Origin of the sequence: Geomesophilobacter sediminis (genome assembly GCF_016458275.1) — a bacterium.
Lineage (GTDB): Bacteria > Desulfobacterota > Desulfuromonadia > Geobacterales > Geobacteraceae > Geomesophilobacter > Geomesophilobacter sediminis.
The window spans coordinates 31,241-47,526 of sequence record NZ_JAEMHM010000015.1 but is presented as its reverse complement, the minus strand read 5'-3'; the positions used below and the strand labels follow the sequence as shown (position 1 = coordinate 47,526).

Below are 16,286 nucleotides of genomic sequence, written 5' to 3'. Positions count from 1 at the left end.
TACGTCTTTCCCGCAGAGCGCGTCATGTTTTCTCCCGCAGGTTTCCCCCACTTTTTCCCCGGAACACAAAGGTGAACGACATGCTCAAGCTCCTGATCGAAAATCCCCTGCTCCTCCTCTTCATTGTCGCTGCCATCGGTTACCCGCTGGGCAAGGTAAAGGTCTACGGCATCAGCCTCGGGGTCGGGGCGGTCCTCTTTGTCGGGATCGCCATCGGTTCGCTGCACCGCGATCTGAAGGCGCCGGAGATCGTCTACGTGCTCGGGCAGGCGCTCTTCGTCTACACGGTCGGCCTTGCCGCCGGGCCTGCCTTTGTCGGCTCGCTGCGCCGCGACGGCATCCGCAACAACATCCTGGTGGCGGTGGCGTTGATCCTGGCTGCCGCCGCCTGCTTGGGCTTCCAGAAATTCCTCCATCTGCCGGCCGGGGTCGCCGCCGGGATGTATGCCGGGAGCTTCACTACCTCCCCGGCGCTCGCGGGAATTCTCGACACCATCAAGCAGACCGCGCCGGCGGACCAGCTGGAACAGCTCCTCGCCGACCCGGTGGTCGGCTTCTCGGTCACCTACCCGATCGGGGTCATCGGCGTGGTCCTGGCCATCAGCCTGGCGCAGCGTCTCTGGAAGACCGACTACCGGGCGGAAGCGCAGCGGCTGCGCAACCCTTCCAACGAGGAGGTGGAGGACACCGTGCAGTGCACCTTCCGCGTGCACAGCCTGGAGTCGGCATCGGCTACCGTCGAGGAGATGGGGGAGACGTATGGCTGGAAAGTCCTGTTCGGCCGGGTCAAGCGGGGCGACCGCTTCTTCGTCTGCACCCCCGAGACGGTCTTCAAGATCAACGACCTGGTGATCGTGACCGGGACCCGGGAGGAGCTGATGAAGGTCGGTCAGGCGGTCGGGGAGCGGAGGAAGGAGCTGCGGGTCGACGCTTCCGAGTATGCCTACCGCCGTATCTTCGTCTCCAATCCCCAGGTCACCGGCCGGCCGATGCGGGAGCTCAACTTGCGGGACCGGTTCGGCGAGGTGGTCACCAGCGTGCGCCGGGGGGACGACGAGTTCGTCCCGAGCCAGGAAGCGGTCCTGGAGCTGGGCGACGTGGTCCGGGTCCTGGCGCACCAGAACCAGATGAAAGAGGTGGCGGCCTTTTTCGGGAATTCGTACAAGAAGGTGAGCGAGGTCGACGTCATGACCTTCAGTCTCGGACTGGTGATCGGTCTGTGCGTCGGTCTGATCCCGATTCCGTTTCCGGGCGGGAGCAGCGTGAAGCTCGGCTTTGCCGGCGGGCCGCTGGTGGTTGCGCTGATTCTGGGGACCTTCGGGCGCACCGGGGGGATGGTCTGGACCCTTCCCTACGCCGCGAACATGACCTTGCGCCAGATCGGCCTGGTCCTCTTCCTCGCCGGGATCGGCACCCGGGCCGGCTACACCTTCGTCTCCACCTTGAGCCGGGGCGGCGGGATCTCCATCTTCGTCGCGGGCGCCATCCTCACCACCGTCACCGCATTTTCCGTGCTCTGGATCGGGCACCGCCTCTTCAAGATCCCGATGAGCCTGGTATCGGGGATGGTTGCCGGGATGCACACCCAGATCGCGGTGCTCGGCTTTGCCAAGGACCAGACCGGCAACGACCTGCCGGATCAGGGGTACGCCTCGGTTTACGCCGTTTCCACCATCGGGAAGATCCTGTTGGTGCACATGATCCTGGCACTGCAATGGTAAGGGGTGCGGGAAGCGCTTTGAGATAATTCTGTTAGACTCATAGCTCGTCCTCGATCATGAGAGGGCGCGGGCCCCGCCCCCACTTCAGCGAAAAGGGAGATCGAGATGTCGCTTATCACGACGCAGTTGCTGGACAACGTCGGCACCATCACTTTTAACAACCCGAAGCAGCGCAACGTGTTGAGTCAGGCTTTGATCACCGAGGTGCTGCAGGCGATCAGCGCGCTGCAGAAGGGCAAGATGCGGGTGCTCATTTTGCGGGCGCAAAAAGGGGCCAAGGTCTGGTCCGCCGGCCATGACGTGCACGAGCTGCCCCAGCCGGGACGCGATCCCCTTTCGTACAACGACCCCTTGGTGACGGTGCTCCGTTCGGTGCAGAGCTTGCCGATCCCGGTGATCGCGATGGTGGAAGGAAGCGTCTGGGGCGGGGCCTGCGATCTTGCCTTGAGCTGCGACATCCTGATCGGCTGCGAGACGGCCTCCTTTTGCATGACGCCGGCGAAGATCGGGGTGCCGTACAACGTCTCCGGGATCCTGCATTTCATCAACATCATGGGGGTGAACATCGCCAAGGAGATGTTCTTCACCGCCGAGCCTTTGAGTGCCGACCGGGCATACCAGTCCGGGCTTTTGAACCACCTCATCGAGTCGTCGGAACTGGAGGCGTTCACCTACGACATGGCCGGCAAGATCACCAAAAACAGCCCCTTGAGCATCGGGGTCATCAAGGAGCAGATCCGGCTTTTGGCGAGCGCCCACCCGATGAGCCCGCTCACCTTCGAAAGGGTGCAGGGGCTGCGCCGGACCGTCTACGACAGCAGGGATTACGGCGAGGGGATCAAGGCGTTTCTGGAGAAGCGGAGTCCGGTGTTCACCGGGGAGTAGTTTGCTCCCTCGCCCCCTGGGGTGAGGGGGGCCATACCAGAAGAAGCTACCCTCACCCCGACCCTCTCCCGGAGGGAGAGGGGGACCAGCTGAACAAAAAAAGGGCCCGATTTTCGGGCCCTTTTGCATTGCATCTGACAAATACCGGGGAGGGGACTACTCGGTCTTCTCGAAGTTCCCTTTCTCCTGGCACTGGGGACATTTCTGGGGCTTGCAACGACCCTCCTTGGTGAATCCGCAGCTCTTACATTTCCACGTAGCCATGCTACCTCCTATTTGACGCATTCCAGGGTAATTTCCCGCACCTTCCCGAACTGGGAGAGGGGGGCATCGAATTTCTTGCTGTTGCCTACCACGACGACCTTCATCGCCTCGGGATGCAGGTGCTTGCGCGCCGCCCTGAGAACGTCCGCGGCAGTCACCTTGGCGATGTTGGCCCGGTAGTTGTCCAGGTATCCCGGCGGGTACCCGTAGTATTCCAGGCGTGCCTGCTGGTTCACCACCGCCATCGGCGTGGCGAACCCGAAGATGAATGAGTTGATGATCGAGTCCTTCGCCAGGGAGAGCTCCTGCGGGGTCACCTCCGCCTTGGTCATCCCGGCGATGATCGACTCCATGAGGCCGACGACCTTGGCGGTGCTCTCGGTCTTGGTCTCGGTCTCGGCGATGAAGCTCCCGGTAAAGCGCCTGCCGACGTCGTTGAAGGAGAAGACGTTGTAGGCGAGTCCGCGGTTGGAGCGGATCTCCTGGGTCAGCCGCGAGGTGAAGCCGCCGCCGAGGATATGGTCCATCACCCGCAGGGCGTAGAGATCCGGGTCGCTCTTGTCGATCCCCAGGTGCCCCATCCGGATCACCGACTGGTTCACGTCCTTTTGCACCAGGAGCACTTCCGGGATGAGCGGTGCGCTGGGTTGCGGGATTTGCGGGAAGACCGTCGACTCATTCGGCCAGGCCGCGAAAAGCTCGTCCAGCCGTGCCAGGAGCTTGTCCCGGTCGAAGTCCCCCGCCACCGCGAGGATGATGTTTTTCGGGAAGAAGTAACGCTTCTGGAACGCGAGAAGGTCCTCCCGGGTGACCGCCTTGACCGACGCCTGGGTCGGGATCCGTCCCAGCGGGTGCCCCTGGTAGACCGCTTCCCTGAGTTCCCGGTCCCCGACCGCCTTCGGATCGTCGTTTTGGCGCCGAATCCCTTCCAGGGCGTGGTTTCTGGCCAGTTCCACCCGGGCCGGCTCGAAGGCCGGTTCGGTCAGGACCTGCGCGAAGAGGGCGAGGGTCCGGTCCAGGTTGCGGGTGAGCGTCGCGCAGCTGACGCTCCCGATGTCGGAATCGATGCCCGACTCGATGGACGACGCCATGAACTCCAGTTCCTTGTCGAGCTGGTCGGCCGAAGTCCGCTTGGTGCCGCCGCTGCGCAGGGTGGCCCCGACCAGCGAGGCAAGCCCTACCTTGTCGGCGGGGTCGTACACCCCTCCGGTGCCGACGTAGGCGGTGACGTTGACGATGGGGAGCTCGTGGTCGGCAAGGAGATAGACCACCATCCCGTTTTTAAGCTGCACCCGTTCGCTCTTGGGGACCTTGAAGTCGAGCGGCGGGAACTTCATGGCGCGGGGATCGGGATCCTTGGCGAAGGCGCCCGGGGCCCCCCAGACGGTAGCGATCGCCAGCAGCATCAGTAGTACCAAGAGCCTTTTCGTGTAATTCATGAAGAAAGACCTCGTCAATAGAAGTTTGGATCGGTTGCCTGCTTCCCCTCTCCCAGGGGGGAGGGGAAGCGCCAGGAGGGCAGGCCCATTCGACAGCGCGAAAGGCAAATCCCCCCCAGCTCCCTTCGCAAAGGGGGGAGCGTAAAGGGGAGTGCCTTACTGGTTTTTCTTGGTGATGACCGCGACGTTGCGGTTTTCCTTGGTGAAGTACTGGCGGGCCACCCGTTCCACGTCCGCCGGGGTCACCTTGGCTACCTTCTGCCGGTGCTCGATCAGGTAGCGCCAGGTCCCCGCCACCGCCTCGTACTCGGTGAGGTTGCGTGCCAGCCCCCCGTTGGTGGCCATCTGCCGCGACTCCTCGAACTCGAGCTGGTTCAGGATCTGCTGGAGCTCCGCTGCGGTCATCGGTTCGGTCTTCAGCCGTTCCAGTTCTTCGTTGATCGCCGCCTCGACCTCGGTCACCGTGTGCGGCGCCCGCGGCGTCGCGCCGATGATGAAGAGGTTGGGGTAGCGGCTTCCCGGTGCGGAGAAGGCGGAAACGGAGGTGGCGAGCTGTTTTTCCTGGACCAGCTTGCGGTACAGCCGGGAGGTCCTGCCGTTGGTCAGGATCATGTCGATGACGTCGAAGACGTAGTCGTCCGGGGAGGGGAGAGTCGGCTTATGGAAGCCGATCATCAGCTCCGGCTCGGCGTCACCGATCACCTCGGTCCGCTTCTCTCCCTGCTGCACCGGCTCTTCCACCGCTACCGGCGGCACCGGCTTGCCCGGCTTGATCCCCCCGAAAAACTTCTCGACCAGGGCGATGGTCCTGGCCGGGTCGATGTCCCCCACGATGGCCATGATCGCGTTGTTGGGGGCGTAGTATTCGTGCAGGAACCTTTCCGCCTTGGTCCGGGTCAGAAAGTCGATGTCGGACATCCAGCCGATGGTCGGCTGGCCGTAGGGGTGGGCGTTGAAGGCGTCGGCGATGAAGGTCTCCCAGAGTTTTCCTTCCGGCTCCGCGTCGTAGGAGCGGCGCCGCTCCTCCTTGACCACCTTCATCTCGGTGTAGAACTCGCGCAGGACGGCATGCTGCATCCGGTCCGATTCGATCGCCGCCCAAAGTTCCAGCTTGTTGGAGGGGAGGTTGATGATGTAGGTGGTCCCGTCCTTGCTGGTAAAGGCGTTGTAGCCGCTTCCGCCGTTTCGGGCGTAGATGTCGGCAAACTCTTCCTTCACCACGTATTTCTCGGCCTGTTTCTCCAGCCCTTCCAGCTCCTTCTCCAACTCGGCCACTACTTTCGGATCGGCTTTTTCCCGCTTGGCGCGCTCCGCCATGAGCTTTTGCGCGGTCGCCTCGATCTTGTCCAGAAGTGGTTTCTCCGCCTTGAAATCCTTGGTCCCGAGCTTTTGGGTCCCTTTGAAGAGCATGTGTTCCAGAAGGTGGGCGAGCCCGCGTTCGTCGCTGCGCTCGTCGACGCTGCCGACCTTGAACCGGATCCAGGCGGCGACGGTCGGCGAGGTGTGCCGTTCCACCATCAAAAGCTTCATCCCGTTTTTGAGGGTATGTTCCCGCACCCGATCCTCGAGTCCGGCACCGAAGGAGATGGCGGCCGATAGGGTGAGCGCCAGCGCCACGGTTATGGTGATGACTCTGTTCATGACTACCTCGTCAATCATTAAAAGTGAAGGCAAACGAGGAAAAAAGATAGCACCAACCCGCATGCAATGCAACGGAGAAACCTCAACGGAGACGGCAGGATGGAGCATCGCCGGAGTCCGTTCCGTGTCGCCTGGTCCTGCAACCGGCGACAGCGGCGAATAAAAAAAGGCGGGCTCCTTGCTGGGAGGCCCGCCTTTTGGCTTCTTACCGGTCCCCCGTTAGAAGACCGAGAACTTCAGGTAGCGCTTGGGGTGCTCCTTCACGTCTTTCAGGAGCAGGTCGAGGTCCTCGACCATCTTGTTCATCTTCTCGTAGAGCATCTTGTTGTTCACCAACTGCCCGGCGGTACCTTCGCCGCGGTTCACCCGGCCCGCCACCTCCTCGAAGGCCTTCACCGAGCGGTCGGCGCGGTCGATCAGGGTCATGCCCCGGTCGTAGAATTCCCGGTTCCCCAAAAGCATGCCGATGCTGCTCTCGTTGGAGGTGAGCTTGCGGTTCAGCTCCCGCACGTCGTCGGCGGCCTTGATGCTCTTGTCGGCGAGTTGCACCAGCTTTTCGTAGAGCATCGGATCGTAGATGAGCTTGTTCAGGGTCCCCTGCGAGTTCTCCACGCCGCTTAAGGTGTTGTCGGCGCGGGTCAGGGTGCTCATCAGCTTGTCGTAAGCCTCGCGGCTCTTGGTGAGCTGCCCCAGGGTCCCCTGGCCGCTGTTGGCCGCCTTGGCAAAGCGCTGCAACTGGTCGGTGAGCGTCACCAGGTTGTCGTAGAGCTTGGCGTCGGCGATCAGCTTGCCCGCGGTTCCCTGCCCGGTGTTCACCTTGCCCATCGTCTGGTTCAACCGGTCGAAGGCGAGCGCCGCCTTGGCCATGACGTCGTCCAGTTTGACGATGGACGTACCGTAGACCCGGGTTTCCGGGGTGACGATGACCCGCTGGCTCGGGGTGATGTCCACGTACTTCTCCCCCATCAGGCCACGGGTCTTCACCGTGATGACCGAGTCCTTCCCGATCTTGCGGAGGGCATCCTTGTCCACCTCGAGCAGGATTTCCACCTGGTTGTTGCGCTCCGGATTTTCGAAGCGGATGCCGGTCACGACGCCGACATCGACCCCGGCCAGCCAGACCGGGGCGCCGACCTTGAGCCCGGCGACGTCGGTCATGATGATGGAGAGTTTCCCCTTGGGGACGAACATCTTCGTCTTTTCCCCCATGATGAGGACCGCCCCGCCGAAGAAGATGAGGGCGAAAACGATGAAGATGCCGGCTTTGGCCTGGGACCAGGCGATGTTTTGGCTGCGTTTCATGGCGTCCAGCTTTCCGGAAAGCCGAGGCTTCCCGAGTTTTATTCCAGTTCGGTGATGGTGCGGGTTTGGTGCTCCTGGTGCGGATGCTCGGTAAACCGGAACAGCGAGCGCTCCGACGGCGACAGAAATTCCCGCGTGGTCTCGTCCGGCGCCGCCATCAGTTCTTCCCGGGTCCCCTCGAACACCAGGTGCGCCTGGTGCAGAAACGAGAAGCGCTGCGAAACGGCAAAGGCGGTGTGCAGGTCGTGGGTGACCATGAGGGTGGTCTTTCCCTCGCCCTGCAGCCTCTTCATCAGGTCCACGATGTTGTACACCCCGATCGGGTCGAGCCCCGTGGTCGGCTCGTCAAAGAAGATGTAATCCGGTTCCGCGGCCAGGGCGCGGGAGATCGCCACCCGCTTCTTCATCCCCCCGGAAAGCTCCGCCGGGTAGAGGTCGATGCTGTTCTCCAGACCGACGAAACTGAGCTTTTCCAGGACGATCCGCTCGATCTCGGAGTCGCTGAGGCGACCCTCCTCGATCAATCGGTAGCCGACGTTTTCCCCCACGGTCATCGAGTCGAAGAGCGCCCCCCCCTGGAAGACGATGGCGATCTTGCGGCGTACCTCGCGCAGTTTCGACTCCCGCAGGGCTCCGATCTCCACCCCGTCGATGAGGATCCTTCCCTGGTCCACCGGCAAAAGGCCCAGGATCAGCTTGAGAATGGTGGTCTTTCCCGCCCCGGATACCCCGAGGATGGTGCGGTTCACGCCCTTGGTCAGGACCAGGTCGAAATCCTTGAGGATCTGCCGTCCGCCGACCGAGTAGCTGACCTTGTCCATGACGATGCCGTGTGGTGACATGATTCCCTGCCGCTGCCGCCGTCCGCTACCGGAAGGCGATGAAGATCTTGGTGAGGAAGAAGTCCGAAACCAGGATGAAGACCGACGTGAGGACCACGGCCCGCTTGGATGCGTTGCCGACCCCTTCCGCGCCGCCGCCGGTCCTCAGTCCGACGTGGCAGCCGATCATGGCGATGAGAAAGCCGAAAAAGGCCGGCTTCACCACCCCTTCGATCAGGTCCTGGAACACCATGAACTGAGGAATCGACTGCCGGTACATGACCGGGTTCACCTGGTAGCCGGCCGCCATGAAAAAGCCCCCGACCAGGGCGATGAAATCGGTGATGACGGCGAGAAGCGGCATGGCGATGAGGATCGCCTTGAGCCGCGCGGTCACCAGCCGCTTGACGATGTCGGTCCCCTCCACCCGCATGGCGTCGACCTGTTCGGTCACCACCATGGTGCCGATCTCCGCGGTGATCGCGGAGCCGACCCGTCCGGTCACCATGAGTGCCGAAAGCACCGGCCCCAGCTCCTTCACCATGGTCACGGCGACCATTCCGCCGACGTAGCTTGTGGCGGCGAACGGCTTGAGCTGCAAGAGGGCCTGCAGCGCCATCACCATCCCGGTGAAAAGCCCGGTGAGCAGGACGATGAAGAGCGAGCCGACCCCGATCCGGTCGAGCTGGGTGACGAACTCGCGGTAGTAGAAGGGTTTGGAAAAAATGCCGATGACAGCCCGGAACGAGAGGAGCCAAAACTCCTCCACTTCGACGAAGAAGAGTTTCAGCTTATTTTCCAGGGCTGCTATCGGCATGGCAGGCGTTTTGATGGGACCCCTCGTTTCATTCAACCATTCAATGCATGTTCGAGGACCTCGCGAACGTCCTCGACGAAGAGGAATTCCAGCTCCTCTTTCACGTTATCGGGGATGTCGTCCAGGTCCTTCCTGTTCTTGGCCGGCGCCACCACCGTCTTGACCCCGGCGCGCCGCGCGGCAAGCACCTTTTCCTTCAGCCCGCCGATGGCGAGCACCCGCCCGGTAAGGCTCATCTCTCCGGTCATCGCCACGTCGCGGCGGGCGGGGCGCCCGCTGAACAGGGAGACCAGGGTGGTCGCCATGGTGACCCCGGCGGAGGGGCCGTCTTTCGGGATGCTCCCCGCCGGGACGTGGATATGGATGGTGGTGTTGTCGAAGTCCTTCTTCGGGATCCCGAACTCGTCCGAGTTGGCCTGCACGAAGGAGAGCGCGGCGCGGGCCGACTCCTTCATGACTTCGCCGAGCGACCCGGTGAGGATCAGGTCACCCTTTCCCTTCATCTTGGTCGCCTCGATGAAGATGATGTCCCCGCCGCTCTCGGTCCAGGCGAGCCCGGTGGCGACGCCGACCCGGTCCTTTTCGGCCGCGACCTCGTCGAAGAACCGCTGGGGGCCCAAGAGCTCGGAGACCACCTCCTGAGTGATTTCCGGGCGGGCGGTTTTACCCTGGGCGATTTCCTTCACCACCTTGCGGATCACCGAGGCGATGTTGCGCTGCAGGTTGCGCACCCCGGCCTCGCGGGTGTAGTCATGGATGATGCGCATGATCGCCTCGTCGGTGAAGGCGATGGGATTGGCGGACAGGCCGTTTTCCTCGATCTCGCGCTGGACCAGGTATTTCTTGGCGATGTTCAGCTTCTCCTCGTCGGTATACCCGGTGAGGGTGATCACCTCCATCCGGTCCTTGAGCGGGGCCGGGATCGGGTCGAGGAGGTTCGCCGTGGTGATGAACATCACGCTGGTCAGGTCGAACGGGACGTCGAGATAGTGATCGGTGAAGGAGAAATTCTGCTCCGGGTCGAGCACCTCGAGAAGGGCGCTCGCCGGATCGCCGCGGAAATCGACCCCGATCTTGTCCACCTCGTCCAGCATGAAGATGGGGTTATTCGAGCCGGCCCGGTTGATCTCCTGGATGATCCGGCCCGGGAGCGCACCGATGTAGGTGCGCCGGTGTCCGCGGATCTCTGCCTCGTCGCGCATCCCGCCCAGCGAGATGCGGATGAACTTCCGTCCCAGGGTCCGCGCGATCGATTTGCCGAGACTGGTCTTGCCAACGCCCGGGGGGCCCACGAAACAAAGTATCGGCCCTTTGGTCTTTTCCTTGAGCGTCCGCACCGCAAGGTACTCGAGGATGCGCTCCTTGACCTTCTTCAGGTCGTAGTGGTCCTCGTTGAGCACCTTCTCCGCCTGGTTGATGTCCTTGTTGTCCGGGGTGCTCGTCTGCCACGGGATGGCGATGAGGTAGTCGAGGTAGGTGCGGGAGACGGTGTACTCGGGGGAGGCGGGGTTGATCCGCTCCAGACGCTTGAGCTCCTTCTCGGCGATCTTGTAGACCTCCTCCGGCATCTTGGCCCGTTCCAGCTTGTGCCGAAGCTCGTTCACCTCGCCGGTGCGGGAATCTTCCTCGCCGAGCTCCTCCTGGATCTGCTTCATCTGCTCGCGCAGCAGGAATTCCTTCTGGCTCTTGCCGACCTTCTTGGTGACCTCCGCCTGGACCTCCCCCTTGATCTGCAGCCGCTGCACCTCGTTGGTGAGATGCATGTAGACCTTCTTGAGCCGCTCCAGGGGATCGATGGTTTCCAAAAGCTTCTGCAGTTCGTCAACCGGAAGGTTCAGGTAGAGCGCCACCAGGTCCGAGAGCCGGGCCGGGTTGTCGATGAAGTCGATCATCTTCATGACGTCGTCGGGGAGGGGGCGTCCGTAGGAGAGGGCGATCTTGAGCAGGGCGTTGAGGCTTCCCACCAGCGCCTCGGAAACCATACTCTTCTCGGCAAACTCGCGGACCGGCTCCAGGCGGGAGAGGGCAACCGGGGTCTGCTGCACGATGGCCAGAACCCGCACCCGGATCACCCCTTCCAGGACCACCTTGGCACCTTCCTGGGGGAGCTTGCTGATGGAAACCACCTTGCAGAGGGTGCCGATCTCGTGCAGATCGGCAAGGAGCTCGCCGGTGGTCTCGTCCTTGATCTTGACCAGCGCCACCAGGTTGTTGAAGAGGACCGCCTCCTCGAAGGGGAGCAGGTCCTCGTGTTTCAGAAACATGGTGAAGACCATGTAGGGAAAGGCAATGATCTCCCTCAAGGGGTACAGCGGAACGATCTCAGGCATATTGATGGTTATATTCTCAGTCATAGCAGGTCCTTTCCCATCAAAGGTCGATTTTTGAACAGATGTATAGGGTACTTGAGATCGTTTCCCTGTCAACAGCGGCGCGGGTTTACAAGCTCTCCCACCTCTCGTAGAGTTCGGCGATTTCCGCAGTGAGTGCCGCGTGCCGCTCGCCGGCGGACCGCGATGCCGCGAGGTCCTTGAAAAACTCCGGATCCGCCATGGTGGTTTCCAGCTCGGCAAGTTCGGTTTCCAGCGTGCCGATCTTCGCCTCGATCTCGGCGATCTGGCGCTCCCGGGTCCGTTCCTCCTTCTGGCGCTGCTTCTCCGCCTCCCGCTGCCTGATCCGGTCTTCTTTGGAACCGGGGTCGGGGGTCTCGGGGCGGAGGTCGGGGGAAACCGATGCGGACCTGGTATCTTTACCGGCGCCCCCGCCGTCCGATCCGGCTATTCCGGAACCCTGCCCCCCGGTCTTCTCCAAATAGTATTCATAGTCGCCGTGGAAGCTCTGCAGCTTGCCGCCGCCCACTTCCACCACGCGGGTGGCGAGTCCGTCGATGAAGAAGCGGTCGTGGGAGACGAAGACCACGGTGCCGGGGAAGTTCTTCAGGGCATCCAAAAGGACGTCCTTGCTGAAGAGATCCAGGTGGTTGGTCGGTTCGTCCATGAGCAGCAGGTTGGAGGCGCGCAAGAGGATCTTCGCCAGCGCCAGCCGGTTGCGCTCTCCGCCGGAGAGCACCGATACCTTCTTGTGTATGTCGTCTCCCGAGAAGAGGAAGGCCCCCAGGATATCGCGCAGCTGCGGCACCATCTCGAAGGGGGCGTTGCTCAAAAGCTCGTCGTAGGCGCTGAGCGTCCCGTTGAGCTCCTGGGCCTGGTCCTGGGCGAAGTAGTCGAGGATCACGTTGTGGCCGAGCTTGACCTCCCCGCCGTCGATCGCTCCACCGGCCAAGATCCGCATCAGGGTCGACTTGCCGGCGCCGTTGTGCCCGACCAGGGCGACCCGTTCGCCGCTTTCAATGGTGAGGTCGACCCCGTCCAGGACGACGTTGCTGCCATACACCTTGCGCAGCCCGGTCACCTCCACCACGGTCTTGCCGCTTTTGGGCGGGGTGGGGAAGGTGAAACGGATCCTTCTGCGCTCCGGCGGAAGGAGAATCCGTTCGATCTTCTCCAGCTGCTTGATCCGCGACTGTACCAGCGAGGCCTTGTCGGCCTTGTAGCGGAAGCGGGAGATGAAATCCTCGATCTTCTCGATCTCCTCGTCCTGGCGCTTCTTCGCCTCCCTCAAGGCGGAGACCCGCTCCTCGCGCAGCACGAGGTACTTGCTGTAGTTGCAATGGTAGTCGGTGATCGCATGGTTCCAGACCTCGGCGATGCGCGAGCAGACCTGGTCCAGGAAGAAGCGGTCGTGGGAGACCAGCATGACCGAGTACGGATAGTTCTGGAGGTACCCTTCCAGCCAGTTACGGGCCTCGATGTCGAGGTGGTTGGTCGGTTCGTCCAAAAGGAGCACGTTCGGCTTTTTCAAAAGGAGCTTGGCGAGGGCGATGCGCATCTGCCAGCCGCCGGAGAATTCGCCGCACTCCTTTTCCCACTCGGAGGGGAGAAAGCCCAGACCGGAGAGGACGTTTCCCACCTCGCTCTCCATGGCATAGCCCCCCTTGAGGCGGAACTCCTCCTGGAGGTGCCCGAAGCGGTCCAGGAGCTGGTCGTGGTCCGGGGCGTCGTGCGGGGTCTGTTCCAGGCGCAGGGTGAGATCGGCGATCTCCCGCTCGATGGCCTGAAGTTCCGAGAGAGCGGTCATCACCTCTTCAAAGAGCGGTTTCCCCTTGGCGATGATGCCGTCCTGCGGGAGGTAGCCGACGGTGCCGCCGCGGGCGATCTGGATCTCGCCGCTGGAGCTTTCCACCTCTCCGGCGATTATGCGCATCAGGGTCGATTTGCCGGCGCCGTTTTCACCGACCAGGCCGACTCGCTCCCCTTTTTTCAGGTGCCAGTTGATCTCCATGAAGAGCGGGTTGCCCGCGAACTCCTTGGAGAGTTTTTTCAGGTGCAGCATGGGACGTTTCCTTCCGAGGACGCTTGAGATAACGGGGCATTGTAGGTGCAGTACCCCGCCTTTGTCAATTTTTCCCCATGACACAAGATCCATCGGCGCGGCGGCGAGATAACTGTTGCGCTTGCCCGCCCCGGCTGCTATATCAGTTAGCTTCGTTTAAGCTCCCGCCCGGGAGAGGGGGGCGGGGAGCCATTTCATGGATAAAGCATGGAGGAAACCGATATGAAAAAGATTGGCGTGATCGCTACCGTTGCTGCCCTGCTGGCCTTTGCCGGTTCTGCCCTTGCGGCCGAGCCTCCCCTGCCGAAGGGGTATGAGAAGTGGGAGAAGAGCAAGCAGAGGATGGACCCGGACAAGAAGTCCATGTTCTACGGGATCCATTACATCTACGTCGACAAGAAGACCATGAAGCCCTACAAGACCGGCGGGCCGTTTCCCGAGGGGAGCCGTTTCGTGGTGGTGAACTACACCATCAAGGACGTCAACGGCAAGAAGGTCCAAGGGAAGAAGAGCATGATCGTCCTGATGCAGAAGGACAAGAAGCAGACGGCGACCGGCGGCTGGCTCTACGCCGGGTACACCCCGGACGGCAAGCCTTCCGGCGTGGATCCCAAGATCTGCTTCGAGTGCCATGACAAGGAAGCCAAGGCACGCGACTACGTCATCTCCAAGTATTCCGACTTCAAGTAAACCGATGGATTGATCGCGCCCTCAAAGGCGCTCCTACAGCGTTGGGGGCGCCTTTGAGGGTTCCCCAGGTGGACCTTGGGAACCAGATCCCGAATTGCCCGGCAATTCAAGTACCGATTCTCCGGAGTCGCCGTGACCGGTCCCGACATCGAGGCGCAGCCGAGCCTCCCATCCTCCCGCTTTGCCCTGCGCCATCGGTGCCGGATCGCTCGCGTCCCCATATTTAAATACCTGCTGCTTATGATGGGACTTCCTCTTTTGCTGACCTGCCAGGGGTGCGTCGGACGCCTTTTCTATTATCCCGACAGCAACGTCTACCAAACCCCGGCCAATTTCGGCCTTCGCTACGACTCCGTCACCTTTCCCAGCACCGATGGAAACATCCTCTCCGGCTGGTTCGTCCCCGCCGTCGGTCCGGCCAAGGGGACCGTCATCCATTATCACGGCAACGCCCAGAACATGACCGCGCATTTCAGCTTCGTTTCCTGGCTTCCGGCGGAAGGGTTCAACGTCTTCGTCTTCGATTACCGCGGGTACGGAAAGTCGACGGGGCATCCGGACCGAAAGGGCGTGTTCGAGGATTCCGTGGCTGCCGCCCGTTACGTGGCGACCCGCAAGGACGTGGACCCGGAACGTCTGCTAATTTTCGGCCAGAGCCTGGGCGGGGCCAATGCCATCGCCGCGGCCGGTTCGGGGCAGCTGCGGGGCATACGCGCCGTCGCCATCGAGTCCGCCTTCTCCTCCTCGCGCAGCATCGTCAGGGAGAAAATCGGCCTGATCCCGGTGCTGTCGCTTCTGAAATGGCCCCTGTCCTACCTCCTCATCGGCGACAGCTACAGTGCCATTGCCGCAGTGGACAAGATTTCTCCCGTGCCGCTGCTTTTGATCTACGAAACGAGGGATCCGGTCATCCCGATCTCGGAAGGGAGGAAGCTCTTCGATAAGGCAAAGCAGCCCAAAGAGTTCTGGACCCTAGAGGCTAAAAGCCACGCCGGTGCCTTCGTGGAAAAAAACTCGCCGTACCGCCCCCAACTGGTGAAGTTCTTCACCGATGCCGTGGAGTCAGTAAAGCGGTGATATCAACTCATCTTGAGGAAGGGGCGTCCGTCGCGTTTCGTGCCTCAACGCGAATAGAGAAGGGGTTTCTTGCAAAGGGAGGGGCTCAATCTTTAGTAGATGTGCTTGGAGGGACAGACCGCTGAAACTGCGGGAGCGCCTTTCCAGGCGCGAACCGCCGACTGCGGTGACCACGGTTCCGGTTAATCGCGCCTGGAATGGCGCTCCCACAGGGTAGGCAGCTACGCCGCTTTTCCAAAGAAGTCATCGCGGCAAGAATGCCGCTTCTCCAGGAAAGGCACATGGTGAACTGAATACGCAGTGGAGTCGGCTGGAAACGCCGGCCGGTACCGTTCACTCGTCGTAGTGGCAGCTTTCCGCGTCATCCATCAGCTCTTCCAGGTCCTCCATGGTTTTAGTTTCCGCATAGATGGAGTCGCGTACCGCCTGGGCGGTGCGGGCTCCTCCCTTTCCCTCTTCAACCATATAGATCAAGCTGCGCATCTCAATATCCTTTCTGCCGTCAGGCTTCAAACGGATGTAAGGCGGGTACCAGACCCCACGCGGAATGCAATGTCAGCACGGTCACTGTTATAGTGACGGCTTAGGCAGTAGTTTACCTCTTTTTATCCTTCCCTGCCAAGTAATCAGCCAGTATGCTCCGGCTGTGCTCGTCGTCGTGACAGTAGACGCAGAGGTTTTCCCAGTTGCTGCCGTCGGGAGGATTGTAATTGTGATTGCCGTCCTTGTGATGCACGGTCAGCAGATGCAGGTTCGAAAGCTCAAACTCCCGGCCGCACTTCGCACAGATCCAGCCGTGCAGCTTGAGCGACCGCTCCCGGTAGTTTTCCGGGCGGGTCTGCTCGTTGCGCAACTTCCGCACGATCTCGTCGATCTCTTCCGCGCTTTTGGGCGGCCCCGGCCGGGGACCGCGGGGACGAAATGCCATGGCAACCTCCTCTATCTGCATGCTCACAGGTTTGAACCCGACACCGCAATTACTGCTCGGTAACGCTTTGGTTCCTCTCTGTGTCTCGGCGCCCTCATGCGGGTGTGCTTTGAAAAGGGGCGCCCGTGATCCTAACGAACATGATATGAGGTGTCAACCGCAGCGGGACAGTATCAGATTTTCCTCGAAACGGTGTGCAAACTGTTAAGAAACAACACGATATCCTCACTGTGCGGAATGCCGTCTCTGACGGGCCGAACCGGTACGGGACGAATACCAGAAGTTATTGATTTTTTAACCATTGAGTCG

Annotated in this window: 14 protein-coding genes; 4 read left to right on the top strand and 10 right to left on the bottom strand. The window is 61.6% G+C overall.

The genetic code is table 11. From position 1 onward, the window contains the following. The first annotated feature begins 80 nt into the window (after window positions 1-80). Together JFN93_RS17640 and scpB are read left to right on the top strand one after the other, a co-directional pair. Window positions 81-1,721, top strand: coding sequence for an aspartate:alanine exchanger family transporter (locus tag JFN93_RS17640; RefSeq protein ID WP_199385449.1), 1,641 nt, complete (start codon window positions 81-83; stop codon window positions 1,719-1,721). A gap of 105 nt (window positions 1,722-1,826) precedes the next feature. Then, a complete protein-coding gene (gene scpB / locus JFN93_RS17635) occupies window positions 1,827-2,606 on the top strand; it encodes a methylmalonyl-CoA decarboxylase (protein WP_199385448.1) in 780 nt (259 codons plus the stop codon). Between the two features lie 156 nt (window positions 2,607-2,762). Here scpB and JFN93_RS17630 read toward each other — a convergent pair whose 3' ends face one another. From JFN93_RS17630 to JFN93_RS17595, 8 genes are all read right to left on the bottom strand, one after another. Then, the gene (locus JFN93_RS17630) at window positions 2,763-2,870 is read right to left on the bottom strand and encodes an RCKP-type rubredoxin-like domain-containing protein (RefSeq protein ID WP_199385447.1); all 108 of its coding nucleotides are present in this window, start codon (window positions 2,868-2,870) and stop codon (window positions 2,763-2,765) included. 8 nt (window positions 2,871-2,878) lie between these two features. Next, entirely contained in the window at window positions 2,879-4,309 is a 1,431-nt protein-coding gene (locus JFN93_RS17625) for a M16 family metallopeptidase (RefSeq protein ID WP_199385446.1), read from the bottom strand. 156 nt (window positions 4,310-4,465) lie between these two features. After that, the gene (locus tag JFN93_RS17620; protein WP_199385445.1) at window positions 4,466-5,950 is read right to left on the bottom strand and encodes a M16 family metallopeptidase; all 1,485 of its coding nucleotides are present in this window, start codon (window positions 5,948-5,950) and stop codon (window positions 4,466-4,468) included. A 219-nt stretch (window positions 5,951-6,169) separates the two neighbouring features. After that, complete coding sequence (locus tag JFN93_RS17615) at window positions 6,170-7,252, bottom strand: MlaD family protein (protein ID WP_199385444.1); 1,083 nt, start codon at window positions 7,250-7,252, stop codon at window positions 6,170-6,172. 38 nt (window positions 7,253-7,290) lie between these two features. Next, entirely contained in the window at window positions 7,291-8,094 is an 804-nt protein-coding gene (locus tag JFN93_RS17610; RefSeq protein ID WP_236021790.1) for an ABC transporter ATP-binding protein, read from the bottom strand. A 25-nt stretch (window positions 8,095-8,119) separates the two neighbouring features. Continuing rightward, a complete protein-coding gene (locus tag JFN93_RS17605) occupies window positions 8,120-8,890 on the bottom strand; it encodes an MlaE family ABC transporter permease (protein ID WP_199385443.1) in 771 nt (256 codons plus the stop codon). Between the two features lie 32 nt (window positions 8,891-8,922). Further along, a complete protein-coding gene (gene lon / locus JFN93_RS17600; RefSeq protein ID WP_199385442.1) occupies window positions 8,923-11,244 on the bottom strand; it encodes an endopeptidase La in 2,322 nt (773 codons plus the stop codon). Window positions 11,245-11,329: 85 nt separating this feature from the next. Then, a complete protein-coding gene (locus JFN93_RS17595) occupies window positions 11,330-13,282 on the bottom strand; it encodes an ABC-F family ATP-binding cassette domain-containing protein (RefSeq protein ID WP_199385441.1) in 1,953 nt (650 codons plus the stop codon). Between the two features lie 222 nt (window positions 13,283-13,504). On the opposite strand from JFN93_RS17595, the gene JFN93_RS17590 reads away from it, so the two are divergent. Together JFN93_RS17590 and JFN93_RS17585 are read left to right on the top strand one after the other, a co-directional pair. After that, complete coding sequence (locus tag JFN93_RS17590) at window positions 13,505-13,972, top strand: cytochrome P460 family protein (protein WP_199385440.1); 468 nt, start codon at window positions 13,505-13,507, stop codon at window positions 13,970-13,972. A 132-nt stretch (window positions 13,973-14,104) separates the two neighbouring features. Then, entirely contained in the window at window positions 14,105-15,049 is a 945-nt protein-coding gene (locus JFN93_RS17585) for an alpha/beta hydrolase (protein ID WP_328754251.1), read from the top strand. A 333-nt stretch (window positions 15,050-15,382) separates the two neighbouring features. Here JFN93_RS17585 and JFN93_RS17580 read toward each other — a convergent pair whose 3' ends face one another. After that, complete coding sequence (locus JFN93_RS17580; RefSeq protein WP_199385439.1) at window positions 15,383-15,532, bottom strand: hypothetical protein; 150 nt, start codon at window positions 15,530-15,532, stop codon at window positions 15,383-15,385. A 112-nt stretch (window positions 15,533-15,644) separates the two neighbouring features. Next, complete coding sequence (locus JFN93_RS17575) at window positions 15,645-15,977, bottom strand: YajD family HNH nuclease (RefSeq protein ID WP_199385438.1); 333 nt, start codon at window positions 15,975-15,977, stop codon at window positions 15,645-15,647. Between the last annotated feature and the right edge of the window lie 309 nt (window positions 15,978-16,286).